Annotated in this window: 11 protein-coding genes; 10 read left to right on the top strand and 1 reads right to left on the bottom strand. The window is 70.6% G+C overall.

Annotated features, from left to right (window positions below; translation table 11 throughout):
• The first annotated feature begins 74 nt into the window (after positions 1-74).
• Both C1H66_RS14955 and C1H66_RS14950 read left to right on the top strand, forming a co-directional pair.
• Positions 75-611 (top strand): PH domain-containing protein, encoded by a 537-nt coding sequence (locus tag C1H66_RS14955; RefSeq protein WP_102628675.1) that lies wholly within the window; start codon positions 75-77, stop codon positions 609-611.
• Positions 608-2,128, top strand: a complete 1,521-nt coding sequence (locus tag C1H66_RS14950; RefSeq protein ID WP_102628674.1) for a PH domain-containing protein — start codon at positions 608-610, stop codon at positions 2,126-2,128. Before C1H66_RS14955 ends, C1H66_RS14950 begins: the two co-directional genes overlap by 4 nt.
• Positions 2,129-2,147: 19 nt before the next feature.
• Here the strand turns inward: C1H66_RS14950 and C1H66_RS14945 are convergent, their stop codons facing one another.
• The gene (locus tag C1H66_RS14945) at positions 2,148-3,011 is read right to left on the bottom strand and encodes an SDR family oxidoreductase (RefSeq protein ID WP_102628673.1); all 864 of its coding nucleotides are present in this window, start codon (positions 3,009-3,011) and stop codon (positions 2,148-2,150) included.
• A 268-nt stretch (positions 3,012-3,279) separates the two neighbouring features.
• Here C1H66_RS14945 and C1H66_RS14940 point away from each other — a divergent pair, with 268 nt between their 5' ends.
• From C1H66_RS14940 to C1H66_RS14905, 8 genes are all read left to right on the top strand, one after another.
• Positions 3,280-4,227, top strand: a complete 948-nt coding sequence (locus C1H66_RS14940; RefSeq protein ID WP_102628672.1) for a TAXI family TRAP transporter solute-binding subunit — start codon at positions 3,280-3,282, stop codon at positions 4,225-4,227.
• Between the two features lie 24 nt (positions 4,228-4,251).
• Complete coding sequence (locus tag C1H66_RS14935; protein WP_205738672.1) at positions 4,252-6,666, top strand: TRAP transporter permease; 2,415 nt, start codon at positions 4,252-4,254, stop codon at positions 6,664-6,666.
• Positions 6,667-6,688: 22 nt separating this feature from the next.
• Entirely contained in the window at positions 6,689-7,705 is a 1,017-nt protein-coding gene (locus tag C1H66_RS14930; protein ID WP_240618346.1) for a M28 family peptidase, read from the top strand.
• Positions 7,706-7,827: 122 nt separating this feature from the next.
• Positions 7,828-10,332, top strand: a complete 2,505-nt coding sequence (locus tag C1H66_RS14925) for an ABC transporter substrate-binding protein (protein ID WP_205738671.1) — start codon at positions 7,828-7,830, stop codon at positions 10,330-10,332.
• The gene (locus C1H66_RS14920; protein ID WP_102628670.1) at positions 10,329-11,444 is read left to right on the top strand and encodes an ABC transporter permease; all 1,116 of its coding nucleotides are present in this window, start codon (positions 10,329-10,331) and stop codon (positions 11,442-11,444) included. The genes C1H66_RS14925 and C1H66_RS14920 overlap by 4 nt, the downstream gene beginning before the upstream one ends.
• Positions 11,441-12,778: an ABC transporter permease gene (locus tag C1H66_RS14915; protein WP_102628669.1), complete on the top strand. Its 1,338-nt coding sequence runs from the start codon at positions 11,441-11,443 to the stop codon at positions 12,776-12,778. The genes C1H66_RS14920 and C1H66_RS14915 overlap by 4 nt, the downstream gene beginning before the upstream one ends.
• Positions 12,778-13,761: an ABC transporter ATP-binding protein gene (locus tag C1H66_RS14910; RefSeq protein WP_102628668.1), complete on the top strand. Its 984-nt coding sequence runs from the start codon at positions 12,778-12,780 to the stop codon at positions 13,759-13,761. The genes C1H66_RS14915 and C1H66_RS14910 overlap by 1 nt, the downstream gene beginning before the upstream one ends.
• Positions 13,758-14,768: an ABC transporter ATP-binding protein gene (locus C1H66_RS14905; protein WP_205738670.1), complete on the top strand. Its 1,011-nt coding sequence runs from the start codon at positions 13,758-13,760 to the stop codon at positions 14,766-14,768. Before C1H66_RS14910 ends, C1H66_RS14905 begins: the two co-directional genes overlap by 4 nt.
• Positions 14,769-14,780: the final 12 nt, after the last annotated feature.

The following is a 14,780-nucleotide window of genomic DNA, read 5'->3' as shown; positions in this document are numbered from 1 at the left end:
GCTGCCGCTCGCGCCGGGGCTCCGGCGCCGTTCGCGTATCTGTACGTGCGGTCCGGCTGCTACTCTCTGGAACCATGACGCACACCAATGTCCCGCTCGACCCCGAACGCCTGCCCCGGCTGGAAGAGGCACCGCTGACGCCCGTGTCGCCTCGGCTGGCCCCCTGCCAGGCCCTGCAGCAGCTCTGGCGCTGGTGGCTGCTGGCCGTGCTGGCGCGCCTGGTCCCCCTCTCGGAGCCGCCGGTGGCCGACTGGCAGGGGCGGCTGGCCGTCGGCATCGCCGTCCTGGGGCTGGCGATGGCCGTGCTCGCCTGGTTCGAGGCACGGCGTCGCGCCTACGGGCTGCGTGAGCATGACCTCTGCTACCGGCGCGGGCTCTGGGTCCGGCGCACCCAGGTGCTGCCGCTGGTGCGCCTGCAGCACGTGGAGACGCTGAGCACCCCCCTGGAACGGGCCTTCGGCCTGGTGCGCCTGACCTGCTTCACCGCCGGTGGGCGTGGCGCCGACCTGGTCCTCGAGGGCCTGCCCGCCGCGCGTGCCGAGGCGGTCAAGCAGCACCTGCTGGCGCGCCTGGAGGCGGAGCCGGCCGCGCCGGAGGAGCAGGCGCCATGACCCGCGACGCCGCGGGGGAAGACGGGCTGGCCGAGTGGCAGCGCCTCTCGCCCTGGGCCATCGGGCTGACGCTGATGACCACCGGCGTGTCACTGGCCCGCGAGCACCTGCCGCTGCTGCTGGCGGCCGGGGCGGGCCTCGCGGTCAGCGACCGTGTCGGGTTGCGCGAGGCGCTGCTGGGCGGTGGCCTGCTGCTGGTGGTGGCGCTGCTGCTGAGCCTGCTCTACTACCGGCGTTTCCGCTTCCGCTTCGACGCCGACGCGCTGGTGATCCAGAAGGGGCTGTTCGTCCACCGGGAGTTCAAGGTCGCCGCCGGGCATGTGCAGCAGACCAGCGTGCAGCAGCCGGCCTGGATGCGCCCCCTGGGCGTGGTGCAGTGGGAGGTCGAGACCCTGGCCGGCGAGGCGGCGTCCATCTCCCTGCCCGGCATCCGGTGCGAGCTGGCCGAGGCGCTGGAGGCCCGCCTGGGCGGGGCCGCGTCACGCAGCGGCCCGACGACGACAGCGGACGAGCCGCCCGCGCCGCTGGAACGCTTCGCCATCACCCCCGGGGCCCTGGTGCTGCACGGGCTGACCAGCCGCTCGCTGATGGTGATCGCCGCGCTGCTCTCGCCCCTGGTGCGGCCGCTGGAGCGCTGGCTGCACGACCGCCTGCCGCAGCTCGACCTCTGGGCCTGGTTGCCGGCGTCGCCGCCGCTGGCGGTGGGGCTGGGGCTCGTCGCCGCGCTGGCGGCGCTGATGCTGCTCGCGGTGCTGGCCGCCTGGTGGCGCTTCCATGGCTATGTGCTGCGCGACGACGGTGAGCGCCAGGTCCAGATGAGCGGCCTGTTGCACCGCCGCTCGCTGACCCTGACCCTGCGCCGGCTGCAGGTGGTGGAGTGGGTGCAGACCGGGCCCGGTCGGGCCCTGGGGCGGGGCTACCTGGTCTGTCACCAGTTCGGGGCGATGGCGGGCGGCGAGGTCGCCGAGGCCCGGCGTTTCCTGGTCCCCGGCCTGACCGCAGCCCGGGCCGATACGCTGGTGCCATCGCTGTGGCCCGGCCGGGGCGCGTCGCCCTCGCTGACGGCGCCTCTGCAGCGGGTGGCCGGGCTCTATCGCCGGGTGCTGTTCCTGCGCCTGCTGCTGGCCATGGTCGCGGGGCTGGGGCTGCTCGCCGGGGTGGCGGGTGACGGGCTGGCCGGGCTACCGGCCTGGAGCCCGGGGCCGGTGCTGATGGGCCTGGTCGCCCTGGCGGCCGGGCTGGCGCATCTGCGCTGGCGGTCGCTGGGCTGGGCGTGTCGGGGCGACTGGCTGCGGGTGCGCCACGGCCTCTGGGGGCGGCGCACCAGCCTCTTTCCCGCCGCGCACCTGCTGTCGCTGCGGGTTCAGCAGAGCTGGCTGCAGCGCCGTCGCGGGGTGGTGACCCTGCGGCTCTACCTGGCCAGTGGTCGGTTGAGCCTGCCGTTCGTCGAGGAGCGGGTGGCGCTGGCACTGGCCAACCGGCTGCTGGCGAGCGTCGAGGGGGAGGCCACGGCGTGATGGCGGTGGCCGGCCGGAGTCAGGTTTCCCGTTCTCCCCGGGTCGCCCTCAGCAATACCCGGTCCATGCCCCGCGTGGTCAACAGCCGCTTCAGTACCGCGAACAGGTGGGTCGGCACGGTCACGCGGTAGCGCGCCCTGGGGCGCCGGCTCTCCAGGGCATGCAGAAGCTTGCCTACCACGGCATCGGCCCCGAGGGTGAAGGGCGCCGGTGGCCCTCCGCCGGCCAGGCGCGCCTCCACGCTGCGATAGGTTGCGGCGTGGTAGCTGCCGGCGGCATCGATGTTGTCGAGGAAGGCGCGGTAGGCGTTCTCCCGGAAGCGGCTGGTGATGGGGCCCGGCTCGATCAGGCTGACGTGGATGCCGGTGCCGTACAGCTCCTGGCGCAGGGTGTCGGTCAGGCCCTCGAGGGCATACTTGGAGCAGACATAGGCGCCGCGGTAGGGCAGGGCGGCAAAGCCCAGCACCGAGCTGTTCTGCACGATGCGCCCACCGCCCTGTTCGCGCATCGCCGGGATGACGCGGGTGGTGAGCTCATGGGTGCCGAGCAGGTTGGTTTCCAGCTGGGCGCGCAGCACCGCGCGGGAGAGGTCCTCCACGGCGCCCGGCTGGCCGTAGGCGCCGTTGTTGAACAGCGCCTCGAGGCGTCCGCCGGTGCGGCCGAGCACCTCCTCGACGCAGGCGGCGATCGACGCGCTGCAGGCCAGGTCCAGCGGCAGCGCCTCCAGGCCCTCGTCGCCCAGCCTGTGTACGTCGTCCTGGCCGCGGGCGGTGGCGAAGACCCGCCAGCCCCGCTGTCCCAGCGCGTGGGCGGCGGCGTGGCCGATCCCGCTGGAGCAGCCGGTGATGAGCACGCTCGGCGCCGAATCCCTGCGGTGTTCCATGTACTGGCTCCTTCCTCGATACCGGTCGAGGGCACTCTGGCGCTTGTCGCGGCATCGGGCAACCCCTGTCGGCTGTGGCGCCTGACAAGTGAAAGGCCCCGATAGCGTATAGACTGAGAATTGGCCGCATCTCTCATTATCCCTCGGTGGCGAGCTGGCCCCGTCGTGGACGCCGAGGAATCTCCGGATCTGCCGGCGACAGGGAGGGCGGTGCCGCCAGGGGCCGCAGGGAGCCAGTTTCCTATCCAGACGTGAGGAGGAGGCTGTCATGAAACGACTCATCGTAGGGCTTCTGGCGTTGGCCCTTGGGCTCGTGGCGCATCACGCGCTCGCCCAACGTCAGTTCCTGACCATCGGCACCGCCAGTGTGGTGGGCATCTACTACCCCGTCGGCGGGGCGACATCCCAGATCATCAACCAGGCCGATATCGGGCTGAGGGCCACGGTCGAGGCCACCGGCGGCTCGGCCTTCAATGCCCGGGCCCTGGCGGCCGGCGAGCTCGACCTGGCGCTGGCCCAGTCCGACGTGGTGTACCAGGCCTATGAGGGCGAGGCGGGCTTCGAGGGCGAGGCCGTCACCCAGCTGCGTACGGTGATGGGGCTGCATGCCGAGCCGCTGCATCTGGTCTGTGATCGTGACGCGGGGGTGAGCAGCGTACGCGATATCGTCGGCAAGCGGGTCAACATCGGCAACCCCGGATCCGGCATCCGCTTCACCGTGGAGCAGGCCCTGGAGGTGCTGGACATCAGCCTCGATGATTTCGAGGCCCAGAGCCTGACCGCTCCCGAAGGGGTGGACTTCCTGCGTGACGGTCGGGTCGATTGCTTCTTCTACACCATCGGTATCGGTGGGGCGGCCCTGCTGGATATCAGCACGTCCCAGGATGTGGTCTTCGTGCCCATGGACGATCCCGAATTCGAGCCCCTGGTCGAAGAGCTCCCCTACTTCGCCTTCACCGAGGTGCCGGCCGGCACCTATCGCGGCCAGGACGAGCCCGTCACCCTGTTCGGGGTGAAGGCGCTGTTCGTGACCACCACCGATCTCGATGAGGAGGTGGTCTACAACATCACCCGGACGATTCTCGACAACCTGGAGGACTTCACCCAGATCCATCCGGCCCTCAACTTCCTGACCGAGGAAGACTTCCTGAGCGGACTCGGGGCGCCGCTGCATCCCGGTGCCGAACGGGCCTATCAGGAGGCCGGGCTGCTCTAAGGGAGGTCGCCCTGCACGACGCGCATGGCCCGGGGCCGCGACCGGCGGCCCCGGGTCGGTGACGACTTGATCATGGGGGCCAGCATGGTCGAGAACCCTCCACCCCCGGGATCGCCGGATCCCGAGCCGGACGATTCCCGGCACGGGGGCCCCGACGCTCAACGGTCGCGGCTCGATCAGGAGGCCGCGCGCAAGGCGCGTGAACTGGTCGAGGAGCTCGAGACCGGGGCGCGGATGCCCAGCGGTATCCTGCTGTGGGCGATCGTCGCCCTGGCGCTGGCCTGGTCGCTGTTCCAACTGGGGGTGGCCAGCGTGCTGGCGGTCGACGTGGTCATCCAGCGGGCGATCCACGTGTGCTTCGGCATCACCCTGGCCTTCCTGGTCTTTCCCGCCATCCGTGGCCGCCAGCGGCCCACCGTCTTTCAGCGGGTGATGCTCGGCGGGATCAGCCTCGGGGTGGGCGCTACCTTCATGATGCTGATCTCGGTGGTCACACCCCTGAGCGTGCCGGGCTGGCTGGCGATGGGCGTGGGGCTGGCGCTCTGCGCGGTGGTATTGGCATCGCTGCGCCTGGAGCAGGTCCATCGGGTGCCCTGGTTCGACTTCCTGTTTGCCCTGCTGGCGGGGCTGGGCGCGCTCTACCTGGTGTTCGACTACCACGGCCTGCAGATGCGGCAGGGTCTGGCGATCCCCCGCGAGATCTGGATCGGCCTGCTGTTCATGCTGCTGCTGCTGGAGGCGACGCGACGCAGCCTGGGGCCGGCGCTGGCGGTGATCGCGGGGATCTTCTTCCTCTACCAGTTGGTGGGGCCACGCGGCGCCGTTCCCTGGCTGGCCGAGTGGGTGCCCGATCTGCTGGCCCATCGCGGCGCCAGCCTGCAGCGCGCCATCAGCCAGCAGTACGTGACCACCGAGGGCATCTTCGGCGTGCCGGTGGGGGTGTCCACCGCCTTCGTGTTCCTGTTCGTGCTGTTCGGCTCGATGCTCGACAAGGCCGGGGCCGGCAAGTATTTCATCGACGTCGCCAACTCCTTCCTCGGCCATATGCGCGGTGGGCCGGCCAAGGCCGCGGTGGTGGCCTCGGGGATGACCGGCATGGTCTCGGGGTCGTCGCTGGCCAATGTGGTGACCACCGGCACCTTCACCATTCCGCTGATGAAACGCACCGGCTATCCCGACTACAAGGCCGCGGCCTGCGAGGTGGCGGTATCGACCAATGGCCAGCTGATGCCGCCGGTGATGGGGGCGGCGGCCTTCATCATCGCCGAGTTCGTCGGCGTGCCCTATATCGAGGTGGTCCGGGCGGCGGTGATACCGGCCTTCGTGGCCTATTTCGCGCTGTTCTACATCATGCACCTGGAGGCGCTGAAGCTGGGGCTGCACGGCATCCCGCGGGACGAGCTGCCGCCGCGGCTCAAGACCTTCATCGGCGGCATCCACTTCCTGATTCCGGTGGCGGTGCTGGTCTACTACCTGGTGATCGTGCGGCGCACCCCCGGCTATGCGGTAATGGTGGCGATCCTGGCCCTGGCGGTGCTGATGCTGGTGCAGGAGCCGGTCAAGGCCTTCCTGCAGGGGCGCCCGCTGCTGCCGGCGCTAGGACGCGGGGCGGTCACGCTGTTCCACGGCCTGATCGCCGGGGCGCGCAACATGGTGGGTATCGCCGTGGCGGTGGCGGCCGCCGGCATCATCGTCGGCTCGGTCAGTCAGACTGGGGTGGGGCTGCGCCTCACCGAGATCATCCAGATCATCAGCGCGGCCATGGCCGGCGGCATCGGCCTGATCACCCTGCCGGTGGTGGAGTTCTTCGGCGGCAACGTGGGAACCTTCGACACCACCACCCAGTTCGCCATCGTGCTGCTGATCACCGCGGTGGCCAGCCTGATCCTCGGGCTGGGGCTGCCGACCACCGCCAACTACGTGGTAATGGCGACCCTCACCGCGCCGGTGATCTACAACCTGGGCAACGAGTTCGGTTTCGCCATCCCGCTGCTGGCGGCGCACCTGTTCGTGTTCTTCTTCGGCATCCTGGCCGACGACACGCCGCCGGTGGGGCTGGCCGCCTATGCCGCCGCCGGCATCGCCCGCAGCGATCCGATCCGTACCGGGGTGCAGGGCTTCGTCTACGACATGCGCACCGCCATCCTGCCGTTCATGTTCATCTTCAATACCCAACTGCTGCAGATCGATGTCGGCGGCTGGTTCCACATCCTGCATATCTTCGCCAGCGCCCTGGTGGGTATGCTGGCCTTCGCGGCGGGGGTGCAGGGCTTCGTGCGCATCCGCACCCTGATCCCCGAGCGGCTGGTGCTGCTGGGCGTCGCCTTCATGCTGATCCAGCCCAACTGGTTCACCGACATTCTCGGCGTCAGCCTCTACGCCCTGGTCTATCTGTCCCAATGGGTGCGGTTGCGGCTCCGAGCGGGTAGGGCTCGATGAGCGCGGCCGTCGGGAGGTGCCAGTGGCGCGTCAAGCAGGCATGACGGTGGTGGTCGGGCTCGTGGCGGGGTTGCTGGTGCTGGTCCTGCTGACGCTGGGGGGAGGCTACGGGATGATGTTCCAGATGCCAGGGGGTTCCTACCGGGGTACGCCCCCGCCGCTGGACGACGAGGGGCAGGCGCTCCGTGAGCGCCTTCGGGAGCACGTCCGGGTGCTGGCCGATGAGATCGGCGAGCGCCACTACTGGCGCCCTGAAGCGCTTCACGCCGCGGCCGATGCCATCGACCGGGCCTTTCGCGAGGCGGGACACCAGCCGGTGCGGCACGCCGTACCGACCCAGGCTTGGGTCTTCGACAATGTCGAGGTGCGCCTGCCGGGCAGCGGGGCGACGGACGAGATCCTGGTCATCGGTGCCCACTACGACACCGTGCGCGGCACCCCCGGCGCCGACGACAACGCCTCGGGCGTGGCCGTACTGATCGAGCTGGCGCGGTTGCTGGGCGAGGCCGACCTCGAGCGAAGCCTGCACCTGGTCGCCTTCGTCAACGAGGAGGCCCCCTTCTTCGCCAGCGAGGCCATGGGCAGCCTGGCCTACGCCCGCGAGGCCCGGGCGCGGGGCGACGACATCGTCGGCATGCTCTCCCTGGAGATGCTGGGCTACTACGTCGACGCGCCGGGCAGCCAGCGTCACCCGCCACTGCTGGGCCATTTCTATCCTCACCGCGGCGACTTCGTGGCCTTCGTCGGCAACCTGGGCTCACGGAGGCTGGTGCGTGATGCCGTCGGCGCCTTCCGCGAGCACGCCGAGATGCCTTCGGAGGGGCTGGCCGCACCGGAGCTGATCGGCGATATCCGCCGCTCGGATCACTGGGCGTTCTGGGAGGTGGGCTATCCGGCGATCATGCTCACCGACACCGCCAACTTCCGCAATCCCTACTACCACGGCCCCCACGACACCCACGACCGACTGGACTACGAGACCATGGCGCGGCTGACCCTGGCGCTGGCCAAGGCCGTGGAGACCCTGGCGCGGCGTTGAGGGACGGCAAGCGTTGAAAGTGCCGCTCTCGCCTCACGGCCATCTCGCCTACGGTGTGAAAACAGGTAACCGTCCGTGCCGTGGCACGCTCCAGCGGTGACGTGATGCGACGTGTCGTTCCAGTGGCTGCAGCCCTGTTGTTCCTTGCGGTGCTCGCCGTCGCGCTGCGCCCGGCCTCCACGGTCGCACCACGGCAGCCACCGACGCCGGGCGAGGGCATCGACGAAGCCGAGCTCCAGGGGCGGCGCGGTGCCCTCGTGGATCGGGTCGTGTTCACCCGGGAGGCGGACGTGGGCCGGGTCACCGGCCTGATCGAGGCCGGTTCCCATCAGGTCTTCACCCAGGGCATCTCCAGCACCACGGTGTTCAATCGCCTGCGCGACTCGCTGCATACCGCCTATGACCTCGCCTACGGCACCGCCAGCGAACTGACCCTCAACCCCGCCGGCCCGGAGCTGGCCACCGGTGAGCTCAACCCCTTCCATGTGCCGGCCATCCGTGAGGCGCTCAATCGGCTGATCGATCGTCGCTACATCGCCGAGGAGATCTTCGGGGGCCTCGCCGTCCCGCGCTACCTGCCGCTCTCCACCGCCTTTCCCGACTACGCCCGCCTGGCCGACGAGGCCCGTGAGCTGGAGCTGCACTATGCCCATGATCCCGAGGCCGCCCGCGACGTGATCCACCGTGAGATGGAGGCCCTGGGGGCACGCTTCGCCGGGGGGCGATGGTGGTACCGGGATGCCCCCGTGCGCCTGATCGCGCTGATCCGCACCGAGGACGAGCGGCGACGGATCGGCGACTACATCGCCAACCTGATGGAGGACCTCGGCTTCGCCGTCGAGCGGCGCTATCGCACGGCGGAAGAGGCCTCGCGGCTGTGGATCGCCAGCGACCCGCGGGCCGGACACTGGCATTTCTACACCGGCAGCTGGATCACCATCGTGATCCTGCGCGACCAGGCGGAGGGCTTCAGCTTCTACTACACCCCGCGGGGGCGCGCCGAGCCGCTGTGGCAGGCCTATCGGCCGGTCCCGGAGTTCGATGAGCTGGCCGACCGCCTGGAGCGGCGCGACTACCGCACCTGGGTGGAGCGTCAGGCGATGATGACCCGCGCCCTCGAGCTCGCCATGGAGGATTCGGTGCGGGTCTGGCTGGTGGACCAGCTCAATGCCTCGGCGCGGGCCGCCAACGTCGCGGTTGCCGTGGACCTGGCCGGCGGGCTGTCGGGATCGGCGCTGTGGCCCTACACCCTGCGCTACACCGACCGGGTGGGCGGGCAGATGGTGTTCGGCACCCCCAACCTGCTGACCGAGCCGTGGAATCCCGTGGCGGGCAGCAACTGGGCCTCCGACCGGATGATCATGCGCGCGACCGAGGATCCGATGGTGATTCCCGATCCCTTCACCGGGCTCTACCTGCCCCAGCGCATCGAAGGGGCCGAGGTGACCGTGGAGGCGGGGGTGCCGGTCGGTCGCACCCTCGACTGGCTGAGCGTGGAGAGCGCCGAGGAGATCCGGGTCCCCGAGGCGGCCTGGATCGACTGGGATGGCGACGCCGGCCGCTTCGTCACCGTCGGCGAGAAGCACCCGGAGGGCGTCACCGCGCGCACCCGGACGCGGGTGGCATACGAGGAGGCGCTGTTCGAGCGGCGCTGGCACGACGGTTCGACCCTGTCGCTGGCCGATTTCATCCTGCCGTGGATCCTGACCTTCGAGCGGGCCGACGAGGGGAGCCGGCTGTTCGACGTCGCCCACCTGGCCACCTTCGAGGCCTTCCAGCGACACTTCCGCGGCTGGCACATCGTCTCCCGCGACCCGCTGGTCGTCGAGGTCTACAGCGACCAGATCTACCCCGACGCGGAGACCATCGTGGCGGCCCGGGCGCCGGCGCCGATCCCCTGGCATACCCTGGCGCTGGGCATCCTGGCCGAGGGCAGCGACGAGCTGGCGTTCTCGTCGAACAAGGCCGACCAGCGGCGGGTGGACTGGATGAGCCTGGTGGCGGGGCCCAGCGTGCCGATCCTGGAGCGCCAGCTGCGCCGGGCGCGCGAGCGCGGCATCCGGCCCTATCCGGCGGCGCTCGGCGAGCTGCTCGACGCGGAGGAGGTCGCCGCACGCTACCGGGCGCTCGCCGACTGGTACGCCGAACGCGGTCACTTCTGGGTCGGCAATGGCCCCTTCGAGCTGCACTCGGTCCATCCCGTGGCGGGCAGCGTGGTGCTGCGTCGCTTCGCCGAGTTCCCCGACCCGGCCGACAAGTGGCTGCGCTTCTCCCGCCCGGCGATTCCCGAGCTCGACCTCGACGGTCCCCTGGTGGTGGAAGTCGGGGAGGCCGCCGCCTTTCATCTGGCCGTGACCTTCGACGGTGAGCCCTACGCCGCCGAGGACATCGAACAGGTGCAGTTCCTGCTCTTCGACGGCCGCGGCGAGCTGGCCCGACGGGGCGAGGCCGAGGCGCTCGACGACGGCCTGTGGCGCCTGGCGTTGTCGGCGGAGACGGTCGCGGCCCTGGGGGCCGGCGCCAACAGCCTGGAACTGGCGGTGACCAGCCGCCGGGTGGCGCTGCCGGTCTTCGCCTCGCACGTCTTCGCCACGGTACCGGCCGGCGGCAGGGAGGGGGCGCCATGAGCGATTCGCAGCGCATTCCGCCGCCGCGCCGGGCCCTGTGGCGCGACCTGCGCCATCTGCTGGCCTATACCGTCAAGCGGCTGCTGGCGCTGCTGCTCACCGTGCTGGTGAGTGTCTACCTGACCATCGTGATCGCCAACATGGGCGGCCGGGTGGATGAGCTGCGGCTGGTGCAGATCCGCAGCGAGGCCGCCGAGGCGGTGCGTGCCGATCCCGCCTTCCTGGACATGCCCGGCGAGGAGCGCCACGCGCTGATCGAGCGTCGGGTGTCGCTGGAGGTGGAGCGGTTGCGCCTGGACCAGCCCTTCCTCTTGCGCAGCGTCGACTATCTGCAGCGCGCCATGCGCCTGGAGTTGGGGCGTGCCGAGCAGATGCACAGCGACCGCGGCTCGCGGGAGGTCTACGACATCATCGTCGAGCGGTTGCCGGCGACCCTGCTGCTGTTCGGCAGCGCCAACCTGCTGGTGTTCTTCACCTCGGTGTTCGTGGCGCTGACGCTGTCGCGTCGCTACGGCAGCGCGCTCGACCGCGGCGTGATCGCGCTGGCGCCCACCTCGGCGGCCCCGGGCTGGTTCTACGGCATCTTCCTGATCCTGGTGTTCGCCTTCGTGATACCGCTGTTGCCGGCCGGCGGCATGGTCGCCGCGCCGCCCCCCGAGGGGCGCTGGGAGTACGCGGCCAGCGTGCTGCGTCATATGCTGCTGCCGCTCGCGGCGATGTTCCTGTCGTCGATCTTCGTCTCGATCTACTCCTGGCGCACCTTCTTCCTGATCCACTCCAGCGAGGACTACGTGGAGATGGCGCGGGCCAAGGGGCTGCCGTCGCACCTCATCGAGCGGCGCTACATCCTGCGTCCGACCCTGTCGCCGATCGTCACCAGCTTCCTGCTGATGCTGATCGGCCTGTGGAGCGGCGCCATCATCCTCGAGCAGGTGTTCAACTGGCCGGGGCTGGGCTCGCTGCTGTTCCGGGCCATCGGCCATCGCGATACCCCGGTGATCATCGGTGCCGTGGTGATCTTCGCCTACCTGCTGGCGGCGACGGTGTTCCTGCTCGACATCCTCTACGCGCTGCTGGACCCGCGCGTGCGCCTCGAGGGGGGACGGCGATGAACGGCGGACGGTGGCGCGACGGCTGGCGGGAGCTGCGCCGGTATCCGTCGGCCCTGGTGGGGATGGTGATCATCGCCGCGCTGGTGGGGCTGTCGCTCTACACCGTGGTGGCCATCCCGTATCCCGAGGCGCTGGACAAGTGGCGCGGCGGCGAGCCCTGGCGGCTGCACCCGGTGAATGCCGGCCCGGCGTGGGCCGACCGGCTGTCGGGGGGCCGCCAGGCGCGCACCCTGATCGTCGGCCGCGGCGCCGAGGTGGAGGAGGCGCCCTTCGCGGGGGGGCGTCGCCTGCGCATGGCGCTTGCCTTCGACTACGACTTCGACGGCTTTCCCAGCGAGATCAACCTCTTCCTACGTGCCGAGGGGCACGAGCAACGGCCCTTCGCGCGGCTGCTGTGGCAGGCCCCCGACGGGCGCGAGATCTCGCTGGGCGGGCACCGCATCGGCCGCGAGGATCGGGTCTCGATCTCCCAGGACCGTGCCCTGGAGCGTCGGCTGGGGGGGCGGGTGCCGCATATCGGCCTGCTCGCCGAGCCCGATGGCGAGGCCATGCCGCGGGTCCAGAAGGGGCGCCATGTGCTGCTGCTGGATGCCGTGGTGTTCGACGACCGGGCCGGCATCGACGCCGAACTGGTGCTCTACGGCCGCGTCCATGGCATCGCCGGCACCGATCACCAGCGTCGCGACCTCCGCCTGGCGCTGCTGTGGGGCACGCCGGTGGCGCTGGCCTTCGGGCTGCTGGCGGCGGTGGGCACCACCGTCACCACCCTGGTCATCGCCGCGGTGGGGGTCTGGTACCGCGGCTGGATCGACGCCGTCATCCAGCGCCTCACCGAGGTCAACATGATCCTGCCGGTGCTGCCGATCCTGGTGATGGTCGGCACCCTCTATTCCACCAGCATCTGGCTGATGCTCGGGGTGGTGGTGGTGCTCGGCATCTTCAGCGCCAGCATCAAGATGTACCGGGCGATGCTGTTGCCGATCCGCGAGGCGCCCTACATCGAGGCGGCCCAGGCCTACGGCGCGAGCAACCTGCGCATCGTGATGCGCTACATGATCCCGCGCATCCTGCCGGTGCTGATCCCCACCTTCGTCACCCTGATCCCGACCTTCGTGTTCCTGGAGGCGTCGCTGGCGGTGCTGGGGCTGGGCGACCCGGTGTTGCCGACCTGGGGCAAGGTGCTCAACGACGCCCAGTCGCAGAGCGCGCTCTACAACGGCTACTACTACTGGGTGGTGTCGCCGGCGGTGCTGCTGATGCTCACCGGGCTGGGCTTCGCGATGCTCGGCTTCGCCCTGGACCGGGTCTTCAACCCGCGGCTGAGGAGCCTGTGATGAGCGAACCGACCCTGCTGCGCGTGGCGGACCTCGCGCTGCACTATCGAACCCGGCGCGGCGTGGTGCGCGCCGTGGACGGCGTCGGCTTCGATCTCAGGCGCAACGAGGCGCTGGTGGTACTCGGCGAGTCCGGCTGCGGCAAGAGCTCGTTGGCCAGGGCCCTGATGCGGGTGCTGCCGCGCAACGTCCAGCATACCGGCGGGCGGGTCATGCTGGGCGAGACCGAGGTGACGGCGCTGCCCGACGAGCGTTTCCGGCGCGAGGTGCAGTGGTCGCGCATGGCGCTGGTGATGCAGGCCTCGATGAATGCCTTGAACCCGGTGGTGCGGGTGGGCGAGCAGGTCGCCGAGCCGCTGCGGGTGCTGCGCGGCTGGTCGCGGCGGCGGGCACTGGAGCGGGCGGCGGAGGTCTTCGGCCTGGTGGGGGTGTCCACCGACTTCCTGTCGCGCTACCCCTTCGAGCTCTCCGGCGGCATGCGCCAGCGCGCGGTGCTGGCCATGGCGCTGGTCGCCGAGCCGGAGCTGGTGATCCTCGACGAGCCCACCTCGGCGCTGGACGTGCTGACCCAGGCGGGCATCATGAACGCCCTCAAGCGGATCAAGCGTGAGCAGGGCACCAGTTTCATCCTGATCACCCACGACGTGGCGACCTCCAGCGAACTCGCCGACCGGGTGGCGCTGATGTATGCCGGCCAGTTCGTCGAGGTGGCCGACGCCGACGCCTTCTTCAGCCGGCCGGCGCACCCCTATTCGCGGATGCTGATGGCCAGCGTGCCGCGGCTGCGTCAGCGCAGCCGGCCCGAGGCGATCCCCGGCCAGCCGCCCAACCTGTTCGACCCGCCGAGCGGCTGCCGCTTCGCCGCGCGCTGCCCGCATCGCTTCGCCCGCTGCGCCCACGACCCCGAGGCGATCCGTCTCGGTGAGCGGCACCGGGTGCGCTGCTGGCTGCATGACGAGTCCACGCGACGAGGAGGGGCATGATGGCCCAGGCCGTCTTCCACCGGGAGCCTGCCGAGGCGCCGCTGCTCGCGGTCCACGACCTGCACACCTGGTTCGAGCTGCGCCAGTGGGGCTTCTTGCGCGTCGGCGCGGTGCACGCGGTGGATGGCGTGAGCTTCACACTCGCTCGCGGCGAGGCGGTGGCCTTCGTCGGCGAGAGCGGTTGCGGCAAGAGCTCGCTGGCCCGCACCCTGCTCGGGTTGCATCGGCCCACCCGCGGCGAGGTGCGCTTCGACGGGGGCTCGCTGGGCGACCTCGACGCCGGTGGGCTCAAGGCCTATCGCGCCCGGGTGGGCTATGTGCAGCAGGACCCCTATGGTGCACTGCCGCCGTTTCTGGACGTGGGGCGGATCCTCGCCGAGCCGCTGATCATCCATGGGGTCAAGGCGCGTGCCGAGCGCGAGCGGCGCATCCGCGCGGTGCTGGAGGAGGTGCGATTGTCCCCGGCCGAGGAGTACCTGACCAAGTTCCCGCATATGCTCAGCGGTGGCCAGCAGCAGCGGGTGGTGATCGCCCGGGCGCTGATCCTGGCGCCGGCGCTGCTCATCGCCGACGAGCCGGTGTCGATGCTCGACGCCTCGGTGCGCATCGAGATCCTCGACCTGCTGCGCGGCATCCAGGCCAGCCGCGGGCTGACCCTGGCCTTCATCACCCACGACCTCTCCACCGTGCGTCATTTCGCCGAGCGCATCTTCGTGATGTACGCGGGCCGGGTGGTGGAGAGCGCCGCCGTGGACGCCCTGCTCGACCATCCGCAGCACCCCTATACCCAGGCGCTGCTCGCGGCGATCGCCGATCCCGACGCGGCCAACGCCACCCGCCAGCGCGAGGTACCCGGCGGCGAGCCGCCGAGCCTCATTCATCCGCCCGCGGGCTGTCGCTTCCACCCGCGCTGCCCCCATGCCATGGCCGGTCTGTGCGACCACGACGAGCCCCCCGACTTCGAACCACGGCGGCGCCACCTCTCGGCCTGCTGGTTGCATCGGTGACCCGGCGGGCGG

The organism is Halomonas heilongjiangensis, from assembly GCF_002879645.1.
Lineage (GTDB): Bacteria > Pseudomonadota > Gammaproteobacteria > Pseudomonadales > Halomonadaceae > Halomonas > Halomonas heilongjiangensis.
Note: the sequence above shows the minus strand (reverse complement) of the source record. Positions and strands in the feature narration are given on the sequence as shown.

What these genes read in the sequence shown, in the direction of transcription:
- C1H66_RS14950 (WP_102628674.1), top strand. Translation starts at nt 608, where the DNA reads ATGACCCGCGACGCCGCGGGGGAAGACGGGCTGGCCGAGTGGCAGCGC.
- C1H66_RS14955 (WP_102628675.1), top strand. Translation starts at nt 75, where the DNA reads ATGACGCACACCAATGTCCCGCTCGACCCCGAACGCCTGCCCCGGCTG.
- C1H66_RS14920 (WP_102628670.1), top strand. Translation starts at nt 10,329, where the DNA reads ATGAGCGATTCGCAGCGCATTCCGCCGCCGCGCCGGGCCCTGTGGCGC.
- C1H66_RS14915 (WP_102628669.1), top strand. Translation starts at nt 11,441, where the DNA reads ATGAACGGCGGACGGTGGCGCGACGGCTGGCGGGAGCTGCGCCGGTAT.
- C1H66_RS14940 (WP_102628672.1), top strand. Translation starts at nt 3,280, where the DNA reads ATGAAACGACTCATCGTAGGGCTTCTGGCGTTGGCCCTTGGGCTCGTG.
- C1H66_RS14905 (WP_205738670.1), top strand. Translation starts at nt 13,758, where the DNA reads ATGATGGCCCAGGCCGTCTTCCACCGGGAGCCTGCCGAGGCGCCGCTG.
- C1H66_RS14945 (WP_102628673.1), bottom strand. Translation starts at nt 3,011, where the DNA reads ATGGAACACCGCAGGGATTCGGCGCCGAGCGTGCTCATCACCGGCTGC.
- C1H66_RS14910 (WP_102628668.1), top strand. Translation starts at nt 12,778, where the DNA reads ATGAGCGAACCGACCCTGCTGCGCGTGGCGGACCTCGCGCTGCACTAT.
- C1H66_RS14935 (WP_205738672.1), top strand. Translation starts at nt 4,252, where the DNA reads ATGGCCCGGGGCCGCGACCGGCGGCCCCGGGTCGGTGACGACTTGATC.